The organism is Bacteroidota bacterium (assembly GCA_016722565.1).
Taxonomy (GTDB): domain Bacteria; phylum Bacteroidota; class Bacteroidia; order 2-12-FULL-35-15; family 2-12-FULL-35-15; genus 2-12-FULL-35-15.
This window is the reverse complement of sequence record JADKIU010000007.1, coordinates 128,591-150,294: the sequence shown is the minus strand read 5'-3', so window position 1 is coordinate 150,294 and position 21,704 is coordinate 128,591. Positions and strand designations below refer to the sequence as shown.

Here is a 21,704-nt window from a genome sequence, read left to right as displayed (position 1 = left end):
CCTTTGATTTAAATACGGTTGTGATTCGCCCGGGTGAAAATCCTGCGCACCGCATTATTAAACTGGCGACTAAAAATCGTGATAAAAACAATCCGGATAAGATTCAAAGTTATACTTGTAACACCTATAGTAAAACCTATTGGGATTTGGTTTATAACAAGGATGAGGTGGTGGACAAAAAAGATTCAGTCGCAACGGATTCTTTAAAATCGAGGTTGAGAGTTTATTCTGAAAATTCCCACCTGTTGATGATGGAGGATGTGAAAGAGCGAAAATATTTATATCCCGGAAATTTAAACGAAAAAGTAGTCGCAAATAAAGTTTCAGGTTTTAAAGATCCCTCTTTTACCGTTTCTTCAACCGATTTACAACCTTTTAGTTTTTATGAGGATTATTTTCAAATTCTCGGAAAAGACTATCTGAACCCGATTGCAGCAGGAAGCACCAACAAATATTTTTTTACGATTGAAGACACTTTGTTTCAGGGAAATGATTCAGTGTATATTATTTCGTATCGTCCGTTAAAAGGAAAAAACTTCGAAGCGCTAGAAGGTGTTTTGTATATTCATACAAATGGATATGCCATTCAAAATGTGATTGCTGCTCCGTTCGAAAAAAGTTTAGTGGATATTAAAATTCAACAACAATATAAATTAATAGACAATCGTCAATGGTTTCCCGAACAGTTGAATTATGAATTACATTATAAAAAGTATCCCACCAAATACATCGGGATGAAATTGATTGGCAAAAGTTATATCACAGATGTGAAATTAGATGCGGACTTAAAGAAAAAAGATTTCGATTTTGAAACGCTGACCATCGAACCGGATGCCACACGGAAGGATAACGTTTACTGGGAAAAACATCGCATTGATACCCTTGATACTAAAGAACAAAAAACGTACAAAGTAATTGATAGTTTAGGTAAAAAGCAGCATTTCGACCGAGTATTAAAAGTGTTTGAAGGCTTAACCACTTTGCAAATTCCTATCGGACCGATTAGTATTGATTTGAACCGCATCATCGGTTTTAATGAATATGAGATTATTCGTGGAGGTGTTGGTTTGCATACCAACGATCGGTTGGCACGTTGGGGGAATGTAGGTGGATATATAGCTTACGGATATAAAGATTCAATTACCAAATTTGGTTTTGATGCAAAACTATTTCTGAAAAAAAACAGTAAGGATTATTTTATCAAAGCCTTGTACTCGCGAGATATTGCAGAGCCAGGTCGCACACAATATTTTTATACGCGTTACAATTTTAATCGCATGCAAATGACCGCTCGCATGGATTATTTGGAGCAAAAAGAAGTATCGGTTAATTTTAGAGTGTTTAAGTATTTAACAACAAATGTTGCTTACAACGAAAGTTTTCGTGTACCGAAATACAATTATATGTTTTTACCCAATCGTGTAGATTCTACTGAAACTTCTATCGATTTTAAATCAACCGAAATAAGAGTGAAAGGAAGGTATGCATACAAAGAAAAATTTGTACAGTCGTTCGGACAATTATTATCCGATGGAACAGATTATCCTGTGATTTATTTTGCATATACCCGCGGATTAAAATTGGATGTGCCCACTGCTAAATACGATTATAATAAAGTTTCGTTGGGAATTGAGAAAACATTTTTAATTAAAAATTTAGGTCGTAGCAAATTTTTATTGGAAGGCGGTTGGATGGAAGGCAATGTGCCATATTCCTATTTATTTAATGGGAATGGCAGTAATTCGAAAGGAAGTTATTTGTATGTAGAAAATACATTTCAAACAATGGGTTTATATGAATTTGTTTCAGATAAATATGTGAATTTATTTTTCTCACACAATTTCGGGTCATTGTTATTTAAACGCCCGAAATTTCAACCTCAACTAGTGATATTTACCAATGCAGGTATTGGAAGCTTGCAGCACCGTGAGCAACACTCACATTTAGGATTTAAAACCATGGAGAAAGGTTTTTATGAAAGTGGTTTGCTAATCAATAATCTCCTTCGTGTGAACTATTACAACATCGTCTATCTGGGTTTGGGGGGCGGTGCATTCATGCGGTATGGTCCATATGCCGATGTTCAAGTGGAGAAAAATATGGCCTATAAGCTCTCGCTTGTGCTTACATTCTAACATTTATTTCGAAAAAACGAAATACTGTCACGCCTAATTCTCTTCATTTCTCTTGTTTTCGTACGTTAATTATGATTAATTTCGGGGAGAAAACAACTTTTCAGCTTATTTAAAAATTATGTGGAATTTCCTAGGTCGCTTTATCTTAAAAAGTAGATTACCCATTATCATCATTTTATTGGGGATGACAGCCTTTTTTGGATTTTATGCCATGAAAGCAGAGCTTTCGTATGAGGCGCCTAATCTTCTACCAGCTCACGATACCACTTCCCTCGAGTATAAAAAGTTTAAAAAACGATTTGGTCAGGATGGAGCGGTAATGGTTCTGGGGATTTCTGATAGTGCGTTGTACAATGTTAAAAATTTCAATGAATGGTACGACTTAGGCAATCGAATAAAGGCCGCCTGGGGCGTGAAAGCAGTATTGTCAGTTGCTCGTTTACAGGTGTTACACCGGAATGACAGTCTGCAGAAATTTGAAAATTTCCCTATCCTTTCGCGAAAACCACAATCGCAAGCAGAAGTGGACAGCATCAAACAGATGGTGTATGATTTGCCTTTTTATAAGGGAATTATTTATAACGATACCGCACATTCCACGTTAATGGCAATCACCTTCGACAATAAATTGTTGAATACTAAAAATCGTTTGGTGATAGTGGATTCGATTGTTGCTCAAGTTGAAAAATTTATTGGTGCAACAAATATCAAAGTCAGTTATTCTGGCATGCCTTATATCCGAACGGCTGTAGCGAGAATGATTCAAGGTGAAACGAAATTATTTACATTGCTCGCATTAATTGTGACTGCAATCATTTTGATGTTGTTTTTTCGATCAGTATTGCCGGTTGTATTTTCCCTCGTAGTTGTTTTTATTGGTGTGGTTTGGTCTGTAGGACTATTGGTCTTGTTTGGATATCAAGTTTCCGTTCTTACTGGGTTAATTCCTCCGCTGCTGATTGTGATTGGTGTTCCGAATTGCATTTTATTGCTGAACAAATACCATACAGAATTTAAACTGCATGGAAATAAAAAGCAGGCACTTTCTACTGCAATTGAGAAAGTTGGGATTTCTCTTTTTATGGCGAATGTGACAACTGCTATTGGATTTGCAGTATTTTGTTCAACCGATAGTAAACCACTTTTTGAATTTGGATTGATTTCGTCACTCAGCGTAATGATTACCTACATCATCTCGTTGATGTTGGTTCCGATTGTGTTTAGTTATTTACCATCTCCTTCGGTGAAACACATCAAACATTTGCAAAACAAAGTGCTTACCGTTGTATTGCAAAAAATTGATTATTGGGTACACCATTATCGACCAAGAATTTATGCAATTGTAATCGTGATAGTGATTGTTGCGATTTATGGAATAACAAAAATTTTGCCATTGGGATATATTGTAGACGATTTGCCTAAGAATGATCCTATTTTGGTGGATATGCGTTATTTCGAAAAAAATTACAATGGAGTCCTTCCTTTTGAAATTTCAATTGATACCAAAAAGCCGAATGGCGTTTTTGCGGATGGTGGCAGAACATTGTATAAAATCAACAAACTTCAAAAATTGTTTTTGCAAGATTCCATTTTTTCAAAAGCCGTTTCAGTTGTAGAAGGGATTAAGTTTTTTAATCAGGCGTATAATGATGGGGCTAAAAAAGAATACCGTTTACCAGGAGCAATGGATTTACAAAAACTGGCCGATTTTGCAAAGTCGGATGCTGATGATAAGTCGGGGCAGTTTGCTTCATTTATTGATAGTACGCGTCAATTTACACGTGTGAGTGTTCAGATGAAAGATGTTGGATCTATTGAATTGTTGAAAGTGTTAAAACGTTTACAACCTCGCATCGATAGTGTATTTAATTACGATTACGAAAAAGAAGAATGGTTGCCTGCATACAAAAATTATAAAATATCGATTACCGGAAACAGTATGATTTTTTTACACGGGAATAAATTTCTGGTGAAAAATTTATTGGAAAGTGTATTACTGGCGGTATTGTTAATCGCGATTGTATTGTACACCTTGTTTATGTCGCCACGCATGATTTTTATTTCAGTAGTGCCAAGTTTAATTCCATTGTTAATTACTGCCGGCATCATGGGTTATTTTCATATCTACATTAAACCAAGCACCATTTTGGTATATAGCATTGCGTTTGGAATTGCTTCGGATGGAACACTTTATTTCCTTACAAAGTATCGTCAGGAGATGAAGAATCAACACACCAGCATTTCAAAAGGAGTTTCCCTCACTATTAAAGAAACAGGTGTGAGCATGATCTATACAGCGATAATTTTATTTTGCGGTTTTGGGATTTTTGCAGCATCCAGCTTTGGCGGAACGGCTGCATTGGGAATTTTAATTTCAGTAACCTTATTAATTGCCTATTGCTCAAACTTAATTTTGTTGCCTTGCTTTTTGCTTTCGTTGGAAAAACGATTGACAAATAAAGTATTTTTACAAGATCCATTAATTGAAGTATACGATGAGGAAGAGGATATCAACTTGAATGAATTGGAGATTGGTGGAAAAGAGAAAAAGAAAGATTGAAAATAGTATACTTGTACTACTATTTGAATAAAACTATTAAGGAATAACTATTTAACAACTATCTAAAATGAAGGGAATTATTTTAGCCGGTGGATCCGGCACTCGACTACATCCTTTAACACTTGCTGTTAGTAAACAATTGATGCCGGTGTATGATAAACCTATGATTTATTATCCGTTATCTGTTTTGATGATGGCAGGTATTTCTGAGGTATTGATTATTTCTACACCACATGATCTTCCTCAATTTGAACGATTGTTGGGTGATGGAAAAAGTTTGGGTTGTAAATTTTCGTATGCTGTTCAGGAAATTCCAAACGGGCTTGCACAAGCATTTGTAATTGGAGAGAAATTTATCGGAAAGGATAAAGTGGCGTTGGTATTGGGTGATAATATTTTTTACGGAGCGGGATTGGGAAGACTGCTGCAACAGCATCAAGATCCGGAAGGCGGAGTAGTATTTGCTTACCATGTTTCTGATCCGGAACGTTATGGTGTGGTGGAATTTGATGCACAAGGAAATGCAATGTCTATCGAAGAAAAACCAACAAAGCCGAAATCAAATTATGCTGTTCCGGGATTGTATTTTTATGATAACAGTGTGGTGGAAGTTGCAAAAACATTAAAACCAAGTGCACGCGGTGAGTATGAAATTACCGATGTAAATAAATATTATTTACAAACAGGAAAATTAAAAGTGGGTATTTTAGATAGAGGAACAGCTTGGTTGGATACAGGCACATTTGCATCCTTAACACAAGCAGGTCAGTTTGTACAAGTGATTGAAGAACGACAAGGGTTAAGTATTGGATGTATTGAAGAAGTTGCTTATCGAATGGGATACATCGATAAAGAACAACTGAAGAAAATTGCTGAACCGTTATTGAAAAGCGGTTATGGAAAATATTTAATGAAGTTAATTGAACAATAATTTAGATTTTTAGAGTTGACAACAATTGCCACCTATCAGCAGCAAATTGAAGCTGCCCTAAAGGATAAAAAATACGGTTCTAATCCGAAAGAATTGTATGAACCCATTGCCTACATTATGTCGTTGGGTGGAAAAAGATTACGCCCGGTTTTAGTATTTATTGCTACCGACATGTTTGATGGCGATGCTGCCAAAGCACTTCATCCGGCATTAGCCATTGAGTTGTTTCATAATTTTACATTGGTGCATGACGACCTAATGGACAAAGCGCCTTTGAGAAGAAATCAACCAACTGTTCACGAAAAATGGAATAATAACATTGCCATTTTAAGTGGTGATGCCATGATGGTGAGAGCGTATCAAGAACTTTGTTTGGCTGACCCATCAATGCTTCCACAGTTACTCGAAATTTTTAGTGATACAGCAGTGAAAGTCTGTGAAGGACAGCAATACGATATGAATTATGAATCGATGACAAAAGTTTCGATTCAGCAATACATCAAAATGATTGAATTGAAAACCGCTGTTTTGTTGGGTGGGGCATTAAAAATTGGTGCAGTGATTGGTGGAGCAAGAGAAGAAGATGCACAACGTTTGTACGATTTTGGAAAGCACATCGGAATTGCATTTCAACTGCAAGATGATATTTTAGATGTGTATGCCGATGCTTCAAAATTTGGAAAACAAAAAGGTGGAGATATCATTGCAAACAAAAAAACATACTTGCTGCTAAAAGCCATCGAAATGGCTGAGAGTAATCGTTATATGAAAGAAGAGTTGCATCAATGGATTGCCGCTCCGCAATTTGATGCGAAAGAAAAAGTAGAAGCAGTCATCAATATCTATAACTTTTTAAATGTAAAAGAGCTGGCTAGAACAGAAATGCAAAAGCATTATGAATTGGCATTGACCTTCTTAAAGGATATTCCTGTTTCTGAATCTAAAAAACAAAGTTTGATTGCTTTTGCTGAAAGTTTGATGGTGCGCGAAATGTAATACGGATAACGAATAAGACGAAATTACGAATCGTAAGATGTGAGATGGAATTGTATAGACGTAATATATTTTTGAAATTGTTTTTGTTTCGAATAAGCTACATTACTCTTCTTTTATTCACTATTTATTTGTTTTATACTTCATATTCTGATTATGCTGTATTGACAATTATGGTTCTCGTAATTTTTTCTTTTTTTTCAATAACAGGAATAGTAGTGCATGCCAATAGTGTTGAGATTACAAAGTATTATTGTTCAGGAATTGTTCCTGTAAAAAGAAAGCTTTCTATAGCCGATAGGTTTGACATAAAACTGTTTTTATTTGAAGGAGAAGTGGATTATGATAATTTTGAGCATGATCCAGAATGGCTAGATTTTATTTTTTTCTTTATTCCTTCTCAAACTGTTGAATACAAGATTTATAGAATTAGAGTTCTAGATAATTTTGGAGGAGTAATAAAAAAGTATGAGGAAAAATTGTCGGGTAAAGAATATGAATTGCTTTTTGAATTTCATTTGAAACAGGGCGCTCAAATTAGTAATTCGTATATTTCGTAAAAATTAGTAATTCGATGGTGTACAACAAACATATATTCATTTGCGTCAACCAACGTGCTCCCGAAGCTCCAAGAAAGAGTTGCGGAGAAGCTCATGGATTGGAGATTGTAGATGCATTCAAGAAAAAATTAAAAGAATTAAATCTTCCAATAAAACTGCGTGCGCAAAAAGCAGGTTGTTTGGATATTTGTGATTTCGGACAAACAATTGTGATTTATCCCGAAGGTGTTTTTTATGTTGGAGTGGAAGTGAGTGATGTGGATGAAATTATTAATGAACACATTATTAACAATCGAGTAGTAGAGCGATTGAAACTAGAAAATGTACGAGAAAAAAAATAAAACTCCGCGACCTCTGCGCCTTCTTTGCGTTCTCTGCGGTTAAAATGCCAATGAATTTTCAGGACCTGACTCCCTATTTCAACAAACTCGATATCATTAAAGATACCGCAGCTCAAATCATCAAAGATTTTGAGATGTTTGGAATGGAAGTGAAGTTTTCAGGAAATGCTTATAATGCCTATGAAGAATTATTTGATCAGGTAGAGCCGCACATAAAAAAAATGGTGGATACCAACCGCCAGAAATTTCTAGGTATTTTATACCGCATCGACCTCAGCGATGAACAAATCAAAATGGCTGTTAATTCTAATTCTACGGAACCTTTTTCGGTGATTGTTACCGATTTGATTATCAAGCGGGAACTCCAAAAAGTGGTCATTCGCAATCATTATAAGTCCCGCTGATAAAGGCCTTTTCCCTGTTCGAAAGATTATTTGGAATTCTAACCAATTTTTTACACTTTAGCGTTATCATATGGCTAATTAAGTAACAATTAGTAATTTTTTACGCGTTATAATCTTTAACAGATACTCTATTGAAACCTACAGACATTAACAATCCGGAGTACTTCCACAAGGTGGTCGACTGTCAACATGCTTGTCCGGCTCATACTCCTGTTCCGGAGTATATTCGTTTAATTGCAGAAGAAAAATATACAGAAGCGTATATGATTAATTGGGATTCGAATGTGTTTCCCGGTGTATTGGGGCGTACCTGTGATCGACCATGTGAACCTGCTTGCAGAAGAGGTCGTGTAGAAGATGAACCAGTTGCGATTTGCCGATTAAAACGCGTTGCAGCTGATAACAAAGGCGATGTAAAAAAACACATGCCACAAGGTCCGTTTAAATCAAATGGTAAAAAAATTGCACTGGTAGGTGCCGGTCCGGCTTCGCTTACTGTTGCTCGCGACTTAGCTCCATTGGGATATGAGATTCATTTGTACGATGAACAAAAATTAGGTGGTGGCTTTATGCGTAGCCAAATTCCTTCTTTCCGTTTGCCGGAATCGGTTTTAAATGAAGAAGTAAATTATATTTTAGATTTAGGTATTCATACACATTTTAATCAATATGTAAAGAGTTTAAAAGAGACTTTGAACGCTGGTTATGATGCTGTATTTGTTGGTTCAGGTGCTCCGAAGGGAAGAGATTTAAATATTCCCGGTAGACAAGAAGGTGCTGCCAACATTCACATTGGTATTAACTGGTTGGCGAATGTAGCTTTTGAGCACACTAAAAAAATTGGTAAAAAAGTAATTGTTTTGGGTGGTGGAAATACAGCAATGGATTGTTGTAGAACATCTCGCAGGTTGGGTGGCGAACAAGTAAAAGTTGTGGTGCGTAGTCCGTTTGCAGAAATGAAAGCATCACCATGGGAGAAAGAAGATGCAATGCACGAAGATATTCCAATCATCGATAATCATGTTCCAAAAACATTTGTGGTGGAGAATGGAGTATTGAAAGGAATGACGTTTGAAAAAGTGGAAGCTGTGTATGAAAATGGAAAACGTAAATTGGTTCCAGTAGGTGGTGAAGATGTTTTTATTGAAGCAGATGATGTATTGATTGCTGTTGGACAAGAAAATAGTTTCCCATGGATTGAACGCGATTTAGGAATTGAGTTTGATCAATGGAACATGCCGAAAGTAGATGAAGTGACCTTCTGTTCTACAAATCCAAAAGTATTTTTTGGTGGCGATGCAGCTTGGGGACCAAAAAATGTAATCACAGCAGTAGCGCACGGACATCAAGCTGCAATTTCTATTGATTTGTTTTGCCGTGGCGAAAAATTAACGGTTCGTCCTTCACCCTATGTGAATTTAGTTTCTCAAAAAATGGGAATCCACGAATGGGCATACGATAGTGCTGTTGTAACCGACAAGCGTTATGTTGTTCCCCAAGCTGAGAAGAAGGTAACGCTTTCTGATCGTAAGAAAGAAGTGGAATTGGGCTTTGACGGATTAACCGGATTTAAAGAAGCAGAACGTTGTTTGAATTGTGATATCCAAACTGTTTTTACAACCGATAAATGTATTGAGTGCGATGCATGTATGGATATTTGTCCGACTGCCTGCATCACATTTACTGAAAATGCGGATGAAACAGATTTGCGTACAATGTTAAAAGTGCCAGCAACGAATGCAACACAAGATTTGTACGTATCTTCTGAATTGAAAACAAAACGAGTAATGGTAAAAGATGAAAACGTTTGTTTGCATTGCGGCTTATGTGCAGAACGTTGTCCAACATCTGCTTGGGATATGCAGAAATTTTTCTATAATGTAACGAAGGCGCATTCAGGTTGCGCATCACATAAATAGGTATTAAATAAAATAAAGCGACACAAGCGGTCGGCAATTTAAAGACAGAAGATATGTCAACTAAGAAAGATAAAATAAATGATTTTGTAATTCGGTTTGCAAATGTGAATGGAACGGGTTCTGCAAGTGCGAACTTTCTTTTTACAAAAGCGATTTTCAGAATGGGAATTCCGGTAACTCCTAAAAATATATTTCCATCAAACATTCAAGGATTGCCGACATGGTACGAAGTGCGTGTGAGTGAAAAAGGATATTTAGGACGCAGAGAAGGAATTGATATGATGGTGGCAGTAAATCCACAAAGTATGTTGAAAGATGTAAAAGATGTTCGTACAGGTGGATATTTTATGTATGATAGCTCAAAACCTTTACACAAAGAATACATTCGTGAAGACATTACCTATTTAGGTATTCCATTGATGCAGATGTGTAATGAAGCGTATACGGATGCGCGTCAGCGACAACTTTTTAAAAATATTATTTATGTAGGAGCACTTGCTGCCTTGTTCGAAATAGAATTTTCAGTTTTAGAAGAATTATTGGCAGAGCAATTTAAAGGAAAAGAAAAATTGATTCCCGCAAATGTGAAAGCATTGAAATTGGGAGTAGATTATGTTCAGGCCAATTTTAAATATCCGTTAGAATTTAGAGTACAACGAAGAAATTTGGTGAAGGATAAAATTATGATGGAAGGAAATGCAGCTTGCGGATTAGGTGCCGTATATGCAGGAGCAACAGTTGCTGCTTGGTATCCGATTACTCCATCGACTTCTGTTGTTGAAGCATTCATGGATTATGCCGATGAATTTCGTACCGATAAAATAACCGGAAAAAGAAATGTGGCCATTGTGCAAGCAGAAGATGAATTGGCTGCAATCGGAATGGTGATTGGTGCTAATTGGAATGGAGCACGTTCATTTACTGCAACGAGTGGACCGGGGGTTTCTTTGATGAATGAATTTTTAGGATTGGCTTATTTTGCTGAAATCCCTACAGTATTGGTAGATGTTCAACGTACAGGTCCATCAACGGGTATGCCAACACGTACACAGCAATCCGATATCATGGAAGCTGCGTACGCATCGCATGGTGATACAAAACATGTATTGTTATTTCCTTCAACTCCAAAAGAGTGTTTTGATTGTATGCTGGATGCTTTTGATTTAGCCGAAGGATTGCAAACACCGGTAATTGTGATGACGGATTTGGATTTGGGAATGAACGACCACGTTTCTCCGCCTTTAACATTTGATGATAAACGTGAGTACAAACGTGGAAAAGTATTGGATGCAGCAGCGTTGGAGAAAATTGAAAAATTCGGAAGGTATTTGGATGTGGATAAAGATGGTATTACATATCGGACTTTGCCAGGAACTCATCCATCAAAAGGTTCGTTTTTTACTAGAGGAACTTCACGTGACGAATATGCGACTTATACCGAAGATAGTGCCGCATATCAGCGCAACATGGATCGTTTGACACGCAAGTGGAATACAGCTAAAACAATGGTTCCTGCAGCGCAAGTATATCAGAAAAAGAATGAGTCGAAAAATGGAATTTTGTTTTTTGGAACATCTCAATATGCTGCAGAAGAAGCAATGGATATTTTGAAGTCAGAGAAAATTGTGGTCGATGCTATTCGTGTAAAATCATTTCCGTTTACAAAAGAAATAGAAGAATTTGTGAAATCACACGACAAAGTATTTGTCATAGAACAAAATCGTGATGCACAAATGCGCAGTTTGATGATGATTGAGATGAACGCTTCTCCGGATAAATTGGTTTCTGTATTGAACTATGATGGTATGCCGATTACAGCAGATAATATCTTGAATCAAATCAAAGCAAATTTATCGTCTAAAGGAACTGCAAAACAAGCTCCGGTTAAAAAGGCTGTTGCAACAAAAGCTGCCCCAAAGAAAGTTGTTAAGAAAACAGCAAAGAAAACAGTTAAGAAAGCTAAAGCTAAAAAGGTTGCGAAGAAAGCTGCAAAGAAGGCAGCAAAAAAAGCAACTCCTAAAAAGGTTGTTAAAAAAGTTACGAAGAAAACGGTAGCTAAAAAAACAATTAAAAAAGTAGCTAAGAAAGTTGCCAAAAAAGTAATTCCAAAAAAGGTTGTTAAAAAGGTTGCTGCTAAGAAAAAGAGCAGCGCTAAAAAAATAATCAAAAAGAGAAAATAAAATTTGATATTAATTATTGCATCTAAAGTATAGATTACTATGACATATATTCGTCCAAAATTCCGTCATCCTGAATTACCAAAAAATAAGTTAGGATATTCTGTTGATTATTATGAAGGTGCGCTTTCTACGCTTTGTGCGGGTTGCGGTCACGATTCAATTTCTGCAGGAATTATTCAAGCAGCTTACGAAATGAATATTGAGCCACACAAGTTGGCAAAACTTTCAGGAATTGGTTGTTCATCCAAAACACCTGCCTATTTTTTAAGTAACTCACACGGGTTTAACTCTGTTCATGGTAGAATGCCATCGGTTGCAACTGGAGCAAATTTGGCGAACAAAGACTTGATTTATTTTGGTGTTTCCGGTGATGGCGACACCGCAAGTATTGGTATGGGGCAATTTGTTCATGCCATCCGAAGAGGGTTAAACATGACATATATTGTGATGAACAATGGTTGTTATGGATTAACAAAAGGGCAAGATTCCGCAACTGCAGATCAAGGTTCGAAAAATAAAAGTGGAAATGTGAATTTGTTCGAATCCATTGATTTGGCAAGTTTAGCGATTGAGTTGGGCGCATCTTTTGTGGCGCAAAGTTTTTCTGGAGATAAATCGCAATTGGTTCCGTTGATTAAATCTGCAATGAAACATCCAGGTTTTGCATTTATTAATGTAATTTCTCCGTGTGTGACATTCAACAATAACTTGGGTTCAACAAAATCATATGATTATGTTCGCGAGTATGTGGAAGCAACTGCTACTATCGATTTTGTTCCTGAAATGCAAGAGATTAGTGTAGAGTATGGAAAAGGAACACATAAAAATGTAACCATGCATGATGGTTCGGTCATTCAATTGCATAAATTGGCCGAAGAGTGGGATCCGTTAAATCGTCAGTCAGCTATGAATGCGGTGTTAAACGCAAAAGCAAAGAATGAAATTTTAACCGGATTGTTGTATGTAAATCCAGATGCACATGATTTGCACCACATGATTCAAACAGCTGATAAACCTCTAAATACACTTACAAAGGAAGAGCTTTGTCCTGGTTCGGAAGCACTTTTAGATATTAATGCAAGCCTGCGTTAAGCCTGTTTTTTGATTTAAAGTATTGTTATTCAGTAGTTTGACGTAAATTTTGCCTTCTGAAATTACTTCCATCTTTCCACTAAAATGCTTAAATTTGCGCCCGTAATAACAGAATGGACGCATAATGGATAAATTTTCATATTTAGGTAATGGAGATGTTGGAGCAATTGAAGAATTGTTTCAACAGTATTTAAAAGATAATACTTCGGTAGAAGCAGGTTGGGCACAATTTTTTGCCGGATTTGAATTTGCCAGAAAAAATTATGAGGACAGTGGTGAAATTCCTTTGAATGTAAAAAAGGAATTTGATGTAATTAGTTTGATTAATGCTTATCGTACTCGCGGTCACTTGTTCACACAAACCAACCCCGTTCGTGAACGAAGACAATATCAACCGAATTTAGATATTGAAAATTTTGGTTTAGCTGCAACTGATTTGGAAACGGTATTTCATGCCGGAACACAAATTGGCATCGGACCAGCCAAATTGAAAGATATTATAGCGCACATGCACCAAACCTATTGTTTGTCGATTGGTGCAGAATACATGTATATCCGTACTCCTGAAATCATTCAATGGTTGCAGGAAAAAATGGAAACCACTAAAAATACTCCGAATTTTTTGCCGCATGATAAACTCATGATTTTGCATAAGCTGAATCAAGCAGTATTGTTCGAGAATTTTTTACATACAAAATTTGTTGGCCAAAAACGATTTTCGTTAGAAGGTGCTGAATCAACAATCCCTGCATTGGATGCGGTTTGTGAGTTAGGTGCCGATATGGGGATTAAGGATTTTATTATTGGAATGGCACACCGTGGCCGTTTGAATATCCTCACCAATATTTTAAATAAAAAATACGAAGATATCTTTTCGGAGTTTGAAGGTTTCCTTTCAGAAGAAGCCGATTTTGATGGCGATGTTAAGTATCACCAAGGTTATTCCAGTGATCGTATCAGTGATAATGGAAATGCGTTCCACATCAGTTTAACGCCCAACCCTTCTCACTTAGAAGCGGTGAATCCGGTAGTAGAAGGTATTGCTCGTGCAAAGATTGATAACTTCCATGATGGAGATATTAAAAAAGTTTGCCCGATTTTAATTCATGGTGATGCCGCAATTGCCGGTCAAGGTATTGTCTACGAGGTATTACAAATGAGTCAGCTGGATGGTTACAAAACAGGAGGAACCGTTCATTTGGTAATTAACAATCAGGTAGGATTTACAACCAACTATTTGGACGCTCGTTCAAGTACTTATTGTACCGATGTTGCAAAAACTGTGCTTTCACCGGTATTCCATGTAAATGGAGATGATGTTGAAGCATTAGTGTTTACTGTGAAATTGGCAATGGAGTTTCGTCAGAAATTTCATCGCGATGTATTTATTGATGTATTGTGTTATCGTAAATATGGTCACAACGAAGGTGATGAACCTCGTTTCACACAACCATTATTATACAAAGCGATTGCAGCCCATCCGAATCCACGTGAAATCTATGTACAGCAGTTAGTTTCAAGAGGAGATATTGATTTAGAATTTGCGAAGGAATCGGAAAAGAACTTTAAAGAACTTTTGCAAGAAGAATTAGATAAAGCAAAAAAATCTGGTAAAACAAAAGTGACTTCTTTTTTAAAAAGTCAATGGAGTGGATTAAAGATGGCTGATGCCAATGCTTTTGATAAATCACCGGATACATCTGTTGATAAAAAAGTGTTTTTGGAGATTGCTAAAAAAACAGTGGAGTTGCCAAAAGACAAAAAATTCTTTAATAAGATTCAGAAGTTGTTCGATGATCGTGCAGCAATGATCACTAATGATGCGTACGATTGGGCAATGGGTGAATTGATGGCCTACGCAACATTGATGAATGAAGGACATGGCGTGAGATTCAGCGGTCAAGATGTTGAACGTGGAACATTTTCACATCGTCATGCTGTTGTAAAATTTGAAGACTCAGAAGAAGAATATACACCTTTAAATAATTTTGGTGCGAAAGGAAAATTAGCCATTTATAATTCATTGCTATCAGAGTATGGTGTGCTCGGTTTTGAATTTGGTTATGCATCTACCGTTCCAAATACATTAACCATTTGGGAAGCGCAGTTTGGTGATTTCTTTAACGGTGCTCAAATAGTAATCGATCAATTTATTACTTCTGCTGAAGCAAAATGGAGAAGAATGAATGGATTGGTGATGTTGTTGCCTCATGGATATGAAGGAATGGGGCCAGAGCATTCCAGTGCACGTATGGAGCGTTTCCTGCAGCAATGTGCCGGAAATAATATGCAGATGGTAAACTGTACAACTCCTGCAAATCAATTTCATGTGTTGCGCAGACAAATAAAACGTGATTTCAGAAAACCTTTGGTATGTTTTACGCCTAAGAAATTGTTGCGTTACCCAAGCTGTGTCTCTTCACTAAAAGATTTCACTACCGGTGGTTTCCAAGAAGTAATTGACGATGCAACAGCGAATGTAAAAGCAATCACCAAAGTTGTTTTTTGTACCGGAAAAATTTATTATGATTTGATTGAAGGGAAAGAAAAAGCCGGAGCAGATGATGTTGCAATTGTTCGTGTGGAGCAATTGTATCCATTCCCTGCAAAACAAATCGGAGCAATTCTTGAAAGATATAAAACAGCAACAGATTTTGTTTGGGCGCAAGAAGAGCCTGAAAATATGGGCGCATGGGCACACATGATGCGTTTCTTCTTAAAATATCCAGAGACAAAAGGTGTGACTTTAAAATATGTTGGAAGAGCTGAAAGTTCAAGTCCTGCAACAGGTTTCTCTAAATCTCATGGAGAACAACAACAACGAATTATTGATGCAATCGTTTCAAGACAATTGGTAACGAAATAGGTATTGGACTAAATGGAATGTGTCTAAAAACAAATTATTAAAGAATAAAATTATGGCAATCGTAGAAATGAAAGTACCGAGTCCGGGTGAATCCATTACAGAAGTGGTAATTGCTCGTTGGCTAAAAAAGGATGGTGATTATGTTGAGAAAGATGAAGAAGTAGCAGAAGTGGATTCGGATAAAGCAACATTAACAATCAATGCCGAGGAATCCGGAGCGGTTAAAATTTTAGCTGCTGAAGGCGACACGGTTAAAGTTGGTCAAGTTGTTTTTTTAATTGACACCAGTGTAAAAGGCGAAAGCAAACCGAAAGCGGAAGTGAAAGTGGAAGCGAAGAAGGAAGTTGTGAAAGAAACAGTGAAATCTGAATCCTATGCAAATGGCACTCCATCTCCGGCTGCTAAAAAGTTGATGGATGAAAATAAAGTAGCGGCCTCTAAATTGAATGGTTCAGGTAAGGATGGTCGTATTACCAAAGGAGATGTTTTACATGCTTTGGCAAATGGATTCGATAGTTCAACAACTTCAGGTTGGGGTGGAAGTAGAGATACTGACAGAACAAAGATGACACCATTGCGTAAGAAATTAGCACAACGTTTAGTTGCTGTTAAAAATGAAACGGCTATGCTGACTACTTTCAATGAAGTAGACATGAGTGCCATTTATGCAATGCGTGCAAAGTATAAAGATAAATTCAAAGAAGTACACGGAACAAATTTAGGTTTCATGAGCTTCTTCACAAAAGCCGTTACGGAAGCATTGAACTTGTATCCAGCTGTAAATGCAATGATTGACGGTGAAGAAATTGTGTATCATAAATATGCTGACATTGGAATTGCAGTAAGTGCACCCAAAGGTTTGGTGGTGCCGGTTTTGAGAAATGCAGAACAATTAAGTTTGGCAGGTATCGAAACGGAAATTAAGAATTTGGCATTAAAAGCAAGAGACAATAAAATTACTTTAGAAGATATGACCGGAGGAACATTTACCATTACAAATGGTGGCGTGTTTGGTTCGATGATGAGTACCCCGATTATCAATCCTCCGCAAAGTGCAATTTTGGGAATGCACAATGTGGTAGAACGACCGGTTGCAGTAAACGGACAAGTCGTGATTCGTCCGATGATGTATGTGGCACTCTCTTATGATCATCGCATTATTGATGGTCGTGAATCGGTTGGATTTTTAGTGAAAGTAAAAGAAATGTTAGAGAATCCAACCAAGATGTTGTTTGGAGGAAAAGATCCTAATGAAGTGGTGTTAGGATTGTAAGTGAACGTTATATAAATGTTTAATCCTCCTCAGTTTTTGAGGAGGATTTTTTTTGCCTTGTAAGTGTTGATTTTGCTGTAAAAAGTAAATTAATTAAAAATTTATTTGGAAATAATAAAAAAAATGTATCACATTTGCATCGCAATAAAATAATTAATCGAATACGTTTTAATCTTTTTACACTTAAAAGAAATGAAAAAAGCAAAGTTGTCTTTCGACTTCCTTTCAGCAGCTGACAAGATGTTCAGTGTACTTGCTGTTTTGTTTACTTCCAAAATCGTTGCTTCTCCTGTTTCGATCCGAGTATCTTATTTCCCGAGACGCTAAGTCGTACAATCTATCTCGACCTCTTACGTAGAGGTCATTTTTCAAAAACTTTATTTAAAATTTCGAGCGCTTCGTTTTACTATGTAGCGATTTGCTCTATGTTTCATTCTTAATTTTTTACTGATGGAAAAATCAGTAGCACAGGTGCTTGTTGCCAATGCGCAACATACATCGTATGCTCAAATTATTTGTGATGAAATGGAAGCGTCTGCAAAAGCCCGTGGAACAGGCATTGCAAAACGTACTCCAGATTATATCACTCAAAAAATGTTAGAAGGGAAGGCTGTGATTGCTTTTTCCAATTCAGGAATGTGGGCAGGATTCTGCTACATCGAAACCTGGAGCCATGGAAATTATGTTGCCAACTCAGGATTAATTGTTGCACCCGAGTTTCGGAAAAGTGGCTTGGCGCGTGAAATCAAAAAGAAAATTTTTGAATTGTCTCGAAAAAAATACCCCAATGCAAAAATATTTGGATTGACAACAGGATTGGCGGTAATGAAAATTAATTCAGAGTTGGGCTATGAACCAGTAACCTATTCAGAGTTAACACAAGATGATGCATTTTGGAAAGGCTGTCAGAGTTGTGTAAATTTTGAAATTTTGAAAAGTAAGGAACGTAAAAATTGCATGTGTACGGCTATGCTGTATAATCCTATGGAAAGTAAAAGTAAGTGGGATTTTACAAAAAATTCAAAATTGTATGAACGTTTCATGCGACTCAAACAACAGAAGCTGTTTAAGTTTTTTAAAAAACAATCCATGAAACAAATTGTCAAATCGGTATTAACATTTTAGAAATATGAAAAAGAAAGTTGTATTAGCATTTAGTGGTGGATTGGATACCTCTTATTGCGCCATTTATTTATCAAAAGAGTTGGATCTTGAAGTTCATGCTGTGCTTGTAAACACAGGTGGATTTAGCAAAGATGAATTGTTGGAAATAGAAAGAAAGGCACTTGGATTAGGCGTTTCCTCTTTTTTGGCGATTGATGAAACAAAAAATTATTACGAAAAAGTGATTAAATATTTGGTTTTTGGGAATGTGTTAAAGAATAATACTTACCCGCTTTCCGTAAGTGCTGAACGTATTTCGCAAGCAACCGCAATTGCAAATTATGCAAAAGCTATTCAAGCGAATTTTGTTGCACACGGCAGTACAGGCGCAGGAAACGATCAAGTGAGATTTGATGCAATTTTTAACATTTTGATTCCTGAAATAAAAGTAATTACTCCTATTCGCGATAATAAACTTTCACGTGAGGAAGAGATTTCCTTTTTGAAAGCCAATGGAGTTTACATCAATGCTGAAAAAGCAAAGTATAGTATCAATAAAGGAATTTGGGGGACTTCTGTGGGAGGAAAGGAAACATTGACTTCGCACCTTACTCTTCCGGATGATGCCTTTCCTAGTCCTGCAACCAAACGAACAGTGAAAGATGTGGAATTGCTTTTTGAGAAAGGAGAATTGAAGTCAGTTGATGGGGTGGTCTATCAACATCCCACTGAGGCAATTAAGGCATTAGAAGTGTTGGCTTCTCCTTATGGAATAGGAAGAGATATTCATGTGGGCGATACCATTATCGGGATAAAAGGGAGAGTTGGCTTTGAGGCGCCAGCAGCTTTGATTACGATTAAAGCGCATCATGCATTAGAAAAACATACGTTAACAAAATTGCAATTAATTATCAAAGATCAACAAGCAATGTGGTATGGGAACTGGCTGCATGAAGGTTTGTTTTTGGATCCTGTGATGCGCGATTTGGAAAGTTATTTTGAATCAACTCAAAAAAATGTGTCCGGAAAAGTGTTTGTGAAATTAAGCCCGTATTTGTTTTCGATTATCGGAATTGAGTCAAAACATGATTTGATGTCAACTAAGTTTGGAAGTTATGGCGAAATGAATTCAACTTGGACGGGTGAAGATGTAAAGGGCTTTACAAAGATTATGAGTAATCAAATGAGTATTTACCATCAAGTAAATAAAGTAGAATGAAAAAGATAAAAATTGGAATAATTGGTGGTGCAGGATATACTGGCGGTGAATTGTTAAGGGTTTTGTTGAATCATCCCAATGCAGAGATTGTTTTTGTGAATAGTAAAAGTAATTCAGGGAAAGCAGTAGCAATGGTGCATACGGATTTAGTGGGAGATACAGATCTTGTTTTTACAGAAAGGATCACCGGTTTAATTGATGTTTTGTTTTTATGTCTCGGACATGGTGAAGCAAAGGTATGGTTAAGTGAGAATACACTTAATGCAGAAACTAAAATCATTGATTTGAGTCAAGATCATCGTTTAGCAATGTCAAACTTTGTATATGGTTTGCCAGAACTGAATAAAATAACGATTCAATCAGCAAAACGAATTGCTAATCCGGGTTGTTTTGCCACTTGCATTCAATTAGCACTCTTGCCTTTAGCAAATGAGGGTTTACTGAAAGAAGATATTCATATTTCAGCGACTACTGGTTCAACGGGAGCAGGACAGGCGTTTGGACATACCTCTCATTTTAGTTGGAGGCAAAACAATTTAAGTGTTTATAAAGCTTTTGAACATCAACATTTAGCTGAGATCGGACAAAGTATTCAACAGCTGCAACCTGATTATAAAAAGGATCTTCATTTTATTCCTCAGAGAGGTAGTTTCACGCGTGGAATATTTGCAAGCATCTATACTTCTAATGTATTGAGTTTAGAAGAAATAAAAAAAATGTTTATTGAATTTTACAAAACACATCCATTTGTCCATATCTGGAATGAAGCGATTGATTTAAAGCAAGTAGTGAACACAAATAAATGTTTGTTGCATTTTGAAAAACACAATGATAAAGTTTTGATAACTGCATGTATTGATAATTTATTGAAAGGGGCATCCGGACAAGCAATTCAGAATATGAATCTGATGTTTGGGTTGGAAGAGACTACAGGATTAAAATTGAAGGCAAACTATTTTTAAATATCTATAAAATGAAATTATTTGACGTGTATCCATTGTTTGATATTGAACCGATAAAAGCGGAAGGTTCATTTGTCTGGAATAGTAAAGGTGTAAAGTATTTGGATTTGTATGGTGGTCATGCTGTTATTTCCATCGGTCATACTCATCCATACTATGTTAAAAAGTTGACAGAACAGTTGAATGCAATTGGTTTTTATTCGAATTCTGTTAAAATTACAATGCAGGAGGAGCTTGCAGAAAAATTGGGAGCCATATCAGGTTACTTGAACTACCAATTGTTTTTGTGCAATAGTGGTGCTGAAGCAAATGAAAACGCTCTGAAATTGGCTTCTTTTCATAACGGAAGGAAGAAGATAATTGCCTTTGGAAAAAGTTTTCATGGAAGAACTTCTTTGGCGGTTGCATCTACAGACGATGCTAAAATTAGTGCACCGGTAAATGAAACAGAAAATATTCTTTTTCTTCCATTAAACAATGAAAATGCTTTTGAACAAGCGATGAATGAAGATGTATGTGCCGTTATTGTTGAAGGAATTCAAGGGGTTGGTGGAGTGAATATCCCGACTGTTTCGTTCTTGAAAAAATTGAAAACAGAATGCGAGAAATTCGGAGCATTGCTCATTGTAGACGAAATTCAATCCGGTTATGGTCGTTCAGGAAAATTCTTTGCGCATCAATATGCAGAAATACAGCCCGATTTAATAACTGTGGCAAAGGGTATGGGTAATGGTTTTCCGGTTGCAGGAGTATTAATCCATCCAAATATACAACCGAAATTAGGAATGCTTGGAACAACTTTTGGTGGAAATTATTTGGCTTGTGCAGCTGCTATAGCTGTTTTGGATGTTATAAAAGAGGAAAATTTGTTGGATAATGTGCTTGAAATGGGTTTCTATTTGAGCAATGAGTTGAAATCTTTAGAAGGCATTAAGGAAGTACGTGGTTGGGGATTAATGATTGGTATCGAATTGGAATTCCCTTGTTCAGATATTAGAAATGAATTGTTGTTGAAACATCACATATTTACCGGCTCATCTTCTGATAAAAACACCTTGAGAATTCTTCCATCACTGGCAATCAAGAAAGAAGATTTGGATCAATTTTTAAATGCATTTAAAATAGTTTTATCTAAACAATTTGTGAAATGAAATAGCCATGTACT

General features: G+C 36.5%; 16 protein-coding genes and 1 pseudogene. 16 read left to right on the top strand and 1 reads right to left on the bottom strand.

All coding sequences use genetic code 11. The features are described from left to right. The first annotated feature begins 20 nt into the window (after positions 1 to 20). The 6 genes from IPP64_15370 to IPP64_15345 all read left to right on the top strand — a co-directional run bounded on the left by IPP64_15370 (position 21) and on the right by IPP64_15345 (position 7,520). The gene (locus IPP64_15370; GenBank protein ID MBL0330744.1) at positions 21 to 2,135 is read left to right on the top strand and encodes a hypothetical protein; all 2,115 of its coding nucleotides are present in this window, start codon (positions 21 to 23) and stop codon (positions 2,133 to 2,135) included. Positions 2,136 to 2,253: 118 nt separating this feature from the next. Further along, positions 2,254 to 4,695: an MMPL family transporter gene (locus tag IPP64_15365; GenBank protein MBL0330743.1), complete on the top strand. Its 2,442-nt coding sequence runs from the start codon at positions 2,254 to 2,256 to the stop codon at positions 4,693 to 4,695. A 67-nt stretch (positions 4,696 to 4,762) separates the two neighbouring features. Beyond that, the gene (gene rfbA, locus IPP64_15360) at positions 4,763 to 5,626 is read left to right on the top strand and encodes a glucose-1-phosphate thymidylyltransferase RfbA (protein ID MBL0330742.1); all 864 of its coding nucleotides are present in this window, start codon (positions 4,763 to 4,765) and stop codon (positions 5,624 to 5,626) included. Between the two features lie 117 nt (positions 5,627 to 5,743). After that, positions 5,744 to 6,622: a polyprenyl synthetase family protein gene (locus tag IPP64_15355; protein MBL0330741.1), complete on the top strand. Its 879-nt coding sequence runs from the start codon at positions 5,744 to 5,746 to the stop codon at positions 6,620 to 6,622. 170 nt (positions 6,623 to 6,792) lie between these two features. Next, on the top strand, positions 6,793 to 7,179 hold the full coding sequence (locus IPP64_15350) for a hypothetical protein (protein MBL0330740.1): 387 nt from the start codon (positions 6,793 to 6,795) through the stop codon (positions 7,177 to 7,179). 14 nt (positions 7,180 to 7,193) lie between these two features. After that, positions 7,194 to 7,520 carry a (2Fe-2S) ferredoxin domain-containing protein gene (locus tag IPP64_15345; GenBank protein ID MBL0330739.1) on the top strand — a complete coding sequence of 109 codons (327 nt, stop codon included), beginning with the start codon at positions 7,194 to 7,196 and terminating at the stop codon, positions 7,518 to 7,520. Here IPP64_15345 and IPP64_15340 read toward each other — a convergent pair. Then, entirely contained in the window at positions 7,412 to 7,636 is a 225-nt protein-coding gene (locus IPP64_15340) for a hypothetical protein (GenBank protein MBL0330738.1), read from the bottom strand. The genes IPP64_15345 and IPP64_15340 overlap by 109 nt on opposite strands. Here IPP64_15340 and IPP64_15335 point away from each other — a divergent pair. The 10 genes and pseudogenes from IPP64_15335 to IPP64_15290 all read left to right on the top strand — a co-directional run bounded on the left by IPP64_15335 (position 7,571) and on the right by IPP64_15290 (position 21,690). Then, a complete protein-coding gene (locus IPP64_15335; protein ID MBL0330737.1) occupies positions 7,571 to 7,924 on the top strand; it encodes a hypothetical protein in 354 nt (117 codons plus the stop codon). The two genes, IPP64_15340 and IPP64_15335, sit on opposite strands and share 66 nt — an antisense overlap. Positions 7,925 to 8,055: 131 nt before the next feature. After that, a complete protein-coding gene (locus IPP64_15330) occupies positions 8,056 to 9,843 on the top strand; it encodes an FAD-dependent oxidoreductase (GenBank protein MBL0330736.1) in 1,788 nt (595 codons plus the stop codon). 53 nt (positions 9,844 to 9,896) lie between these two features. Then, positions 9,897 to 11,696, top strand: a pseudogene (locus IPP64_15325) (2-oxoacid:acceptor oxidoreductase subunit alpha). A gap of 366 nt (positions 11,697 to 12,062) precedes the next feature. Continuing rightward, the gene (locus IPP64_15320) at positions 12,063 to 13,115 is read left to right on the top strand and encodes a 2-oxoacid:ferredoxin oxidoreductase subunit beta (GenBank protein MBL0330735.1); all 1,053 of its coding nucleotides are present in this window, start codon (positions 12,063 to 12,065) and stop codon (positions 13,113 to 13,115) included. Between the two features lie 124 nt (positions 13,116 to 13,239). Beyond that, positions 13,240 to 15,981 (top strand): 2-oxoglutarate dehydrogenase E1 component, encoded by a 2,742-nt coding sequence (locus IPP64_15315; protein MBL0330734.1) that lies wholly within the window; start codon positions 13,240 to 13,242, stop codon positions 15,979 to 15,981. 52 nt (positions 15,982 to 16,033) lie between these two features. After that, entirely contained in the window at positions 16,034 to 17,254 is a 1,221-nt protein-coding gene (gene odhB, locus IPP64_15310; protein MBL0330733.1) for a 2-oxoglutarate dehydrogenase complex dihydrolipoyllysine-residue succinyltransferase, read from the top strand. A gap of 450 nt (positions 17,255 to 17,704) precedes the next feature. Then, positions 17,705 to 18,379, top strand: a complete 675-nt coding sequence (locus IPP64_15305) for a GNAT family N-acetyltransferase (protein ID MBL0330732.1) — start codon at positions 17,705 to 17,707, stop codon at positions 18,377 to 18,379. 4 nt (positions 18,380 to 18,383) lie between these two features. After that, entirely contained in the window at positions 18,384 to 19,577 is a 1,194-nt protein-coding gene (locus tag IPP64_15300) for an argininosuccinate synthase (GenBank protein ID MBL0330731.1), read from the top strand. After that, the gene (locus IPP64_15295) at positions 19,574 to 20,539 is read left to right on the top strand and encodes an N-acetyl-gamma-glutamyl-phosphate reductase (protein ID MBL0330730.1); all 966 of its coding nucleotides are present in this window, start codon (positions 19,574 to 19,576) and stop codon (positions 20,537 to 20,539) included. Before IPP64_15300 ends, IPP64_15295 begins: the two co-directional genes overlap by 4 nt. Before the next feature lie 11 nt (positions 20,540 to 20,550). Then, positions 20,551 to 21,690: an aspartate aminotransferase family protein gene (locus tag IPP64_15290; protein ID MBL0330729.1), complete on the top strand. Its 1,140-nt coding sequence runs from the start codon at positions 20,551 to 20,553 to the stop codon at positions 21,688 to 21,690. The last annotated feature ends 14 nt before the right edge of the window (positions 21,691 to 21,704 follow it).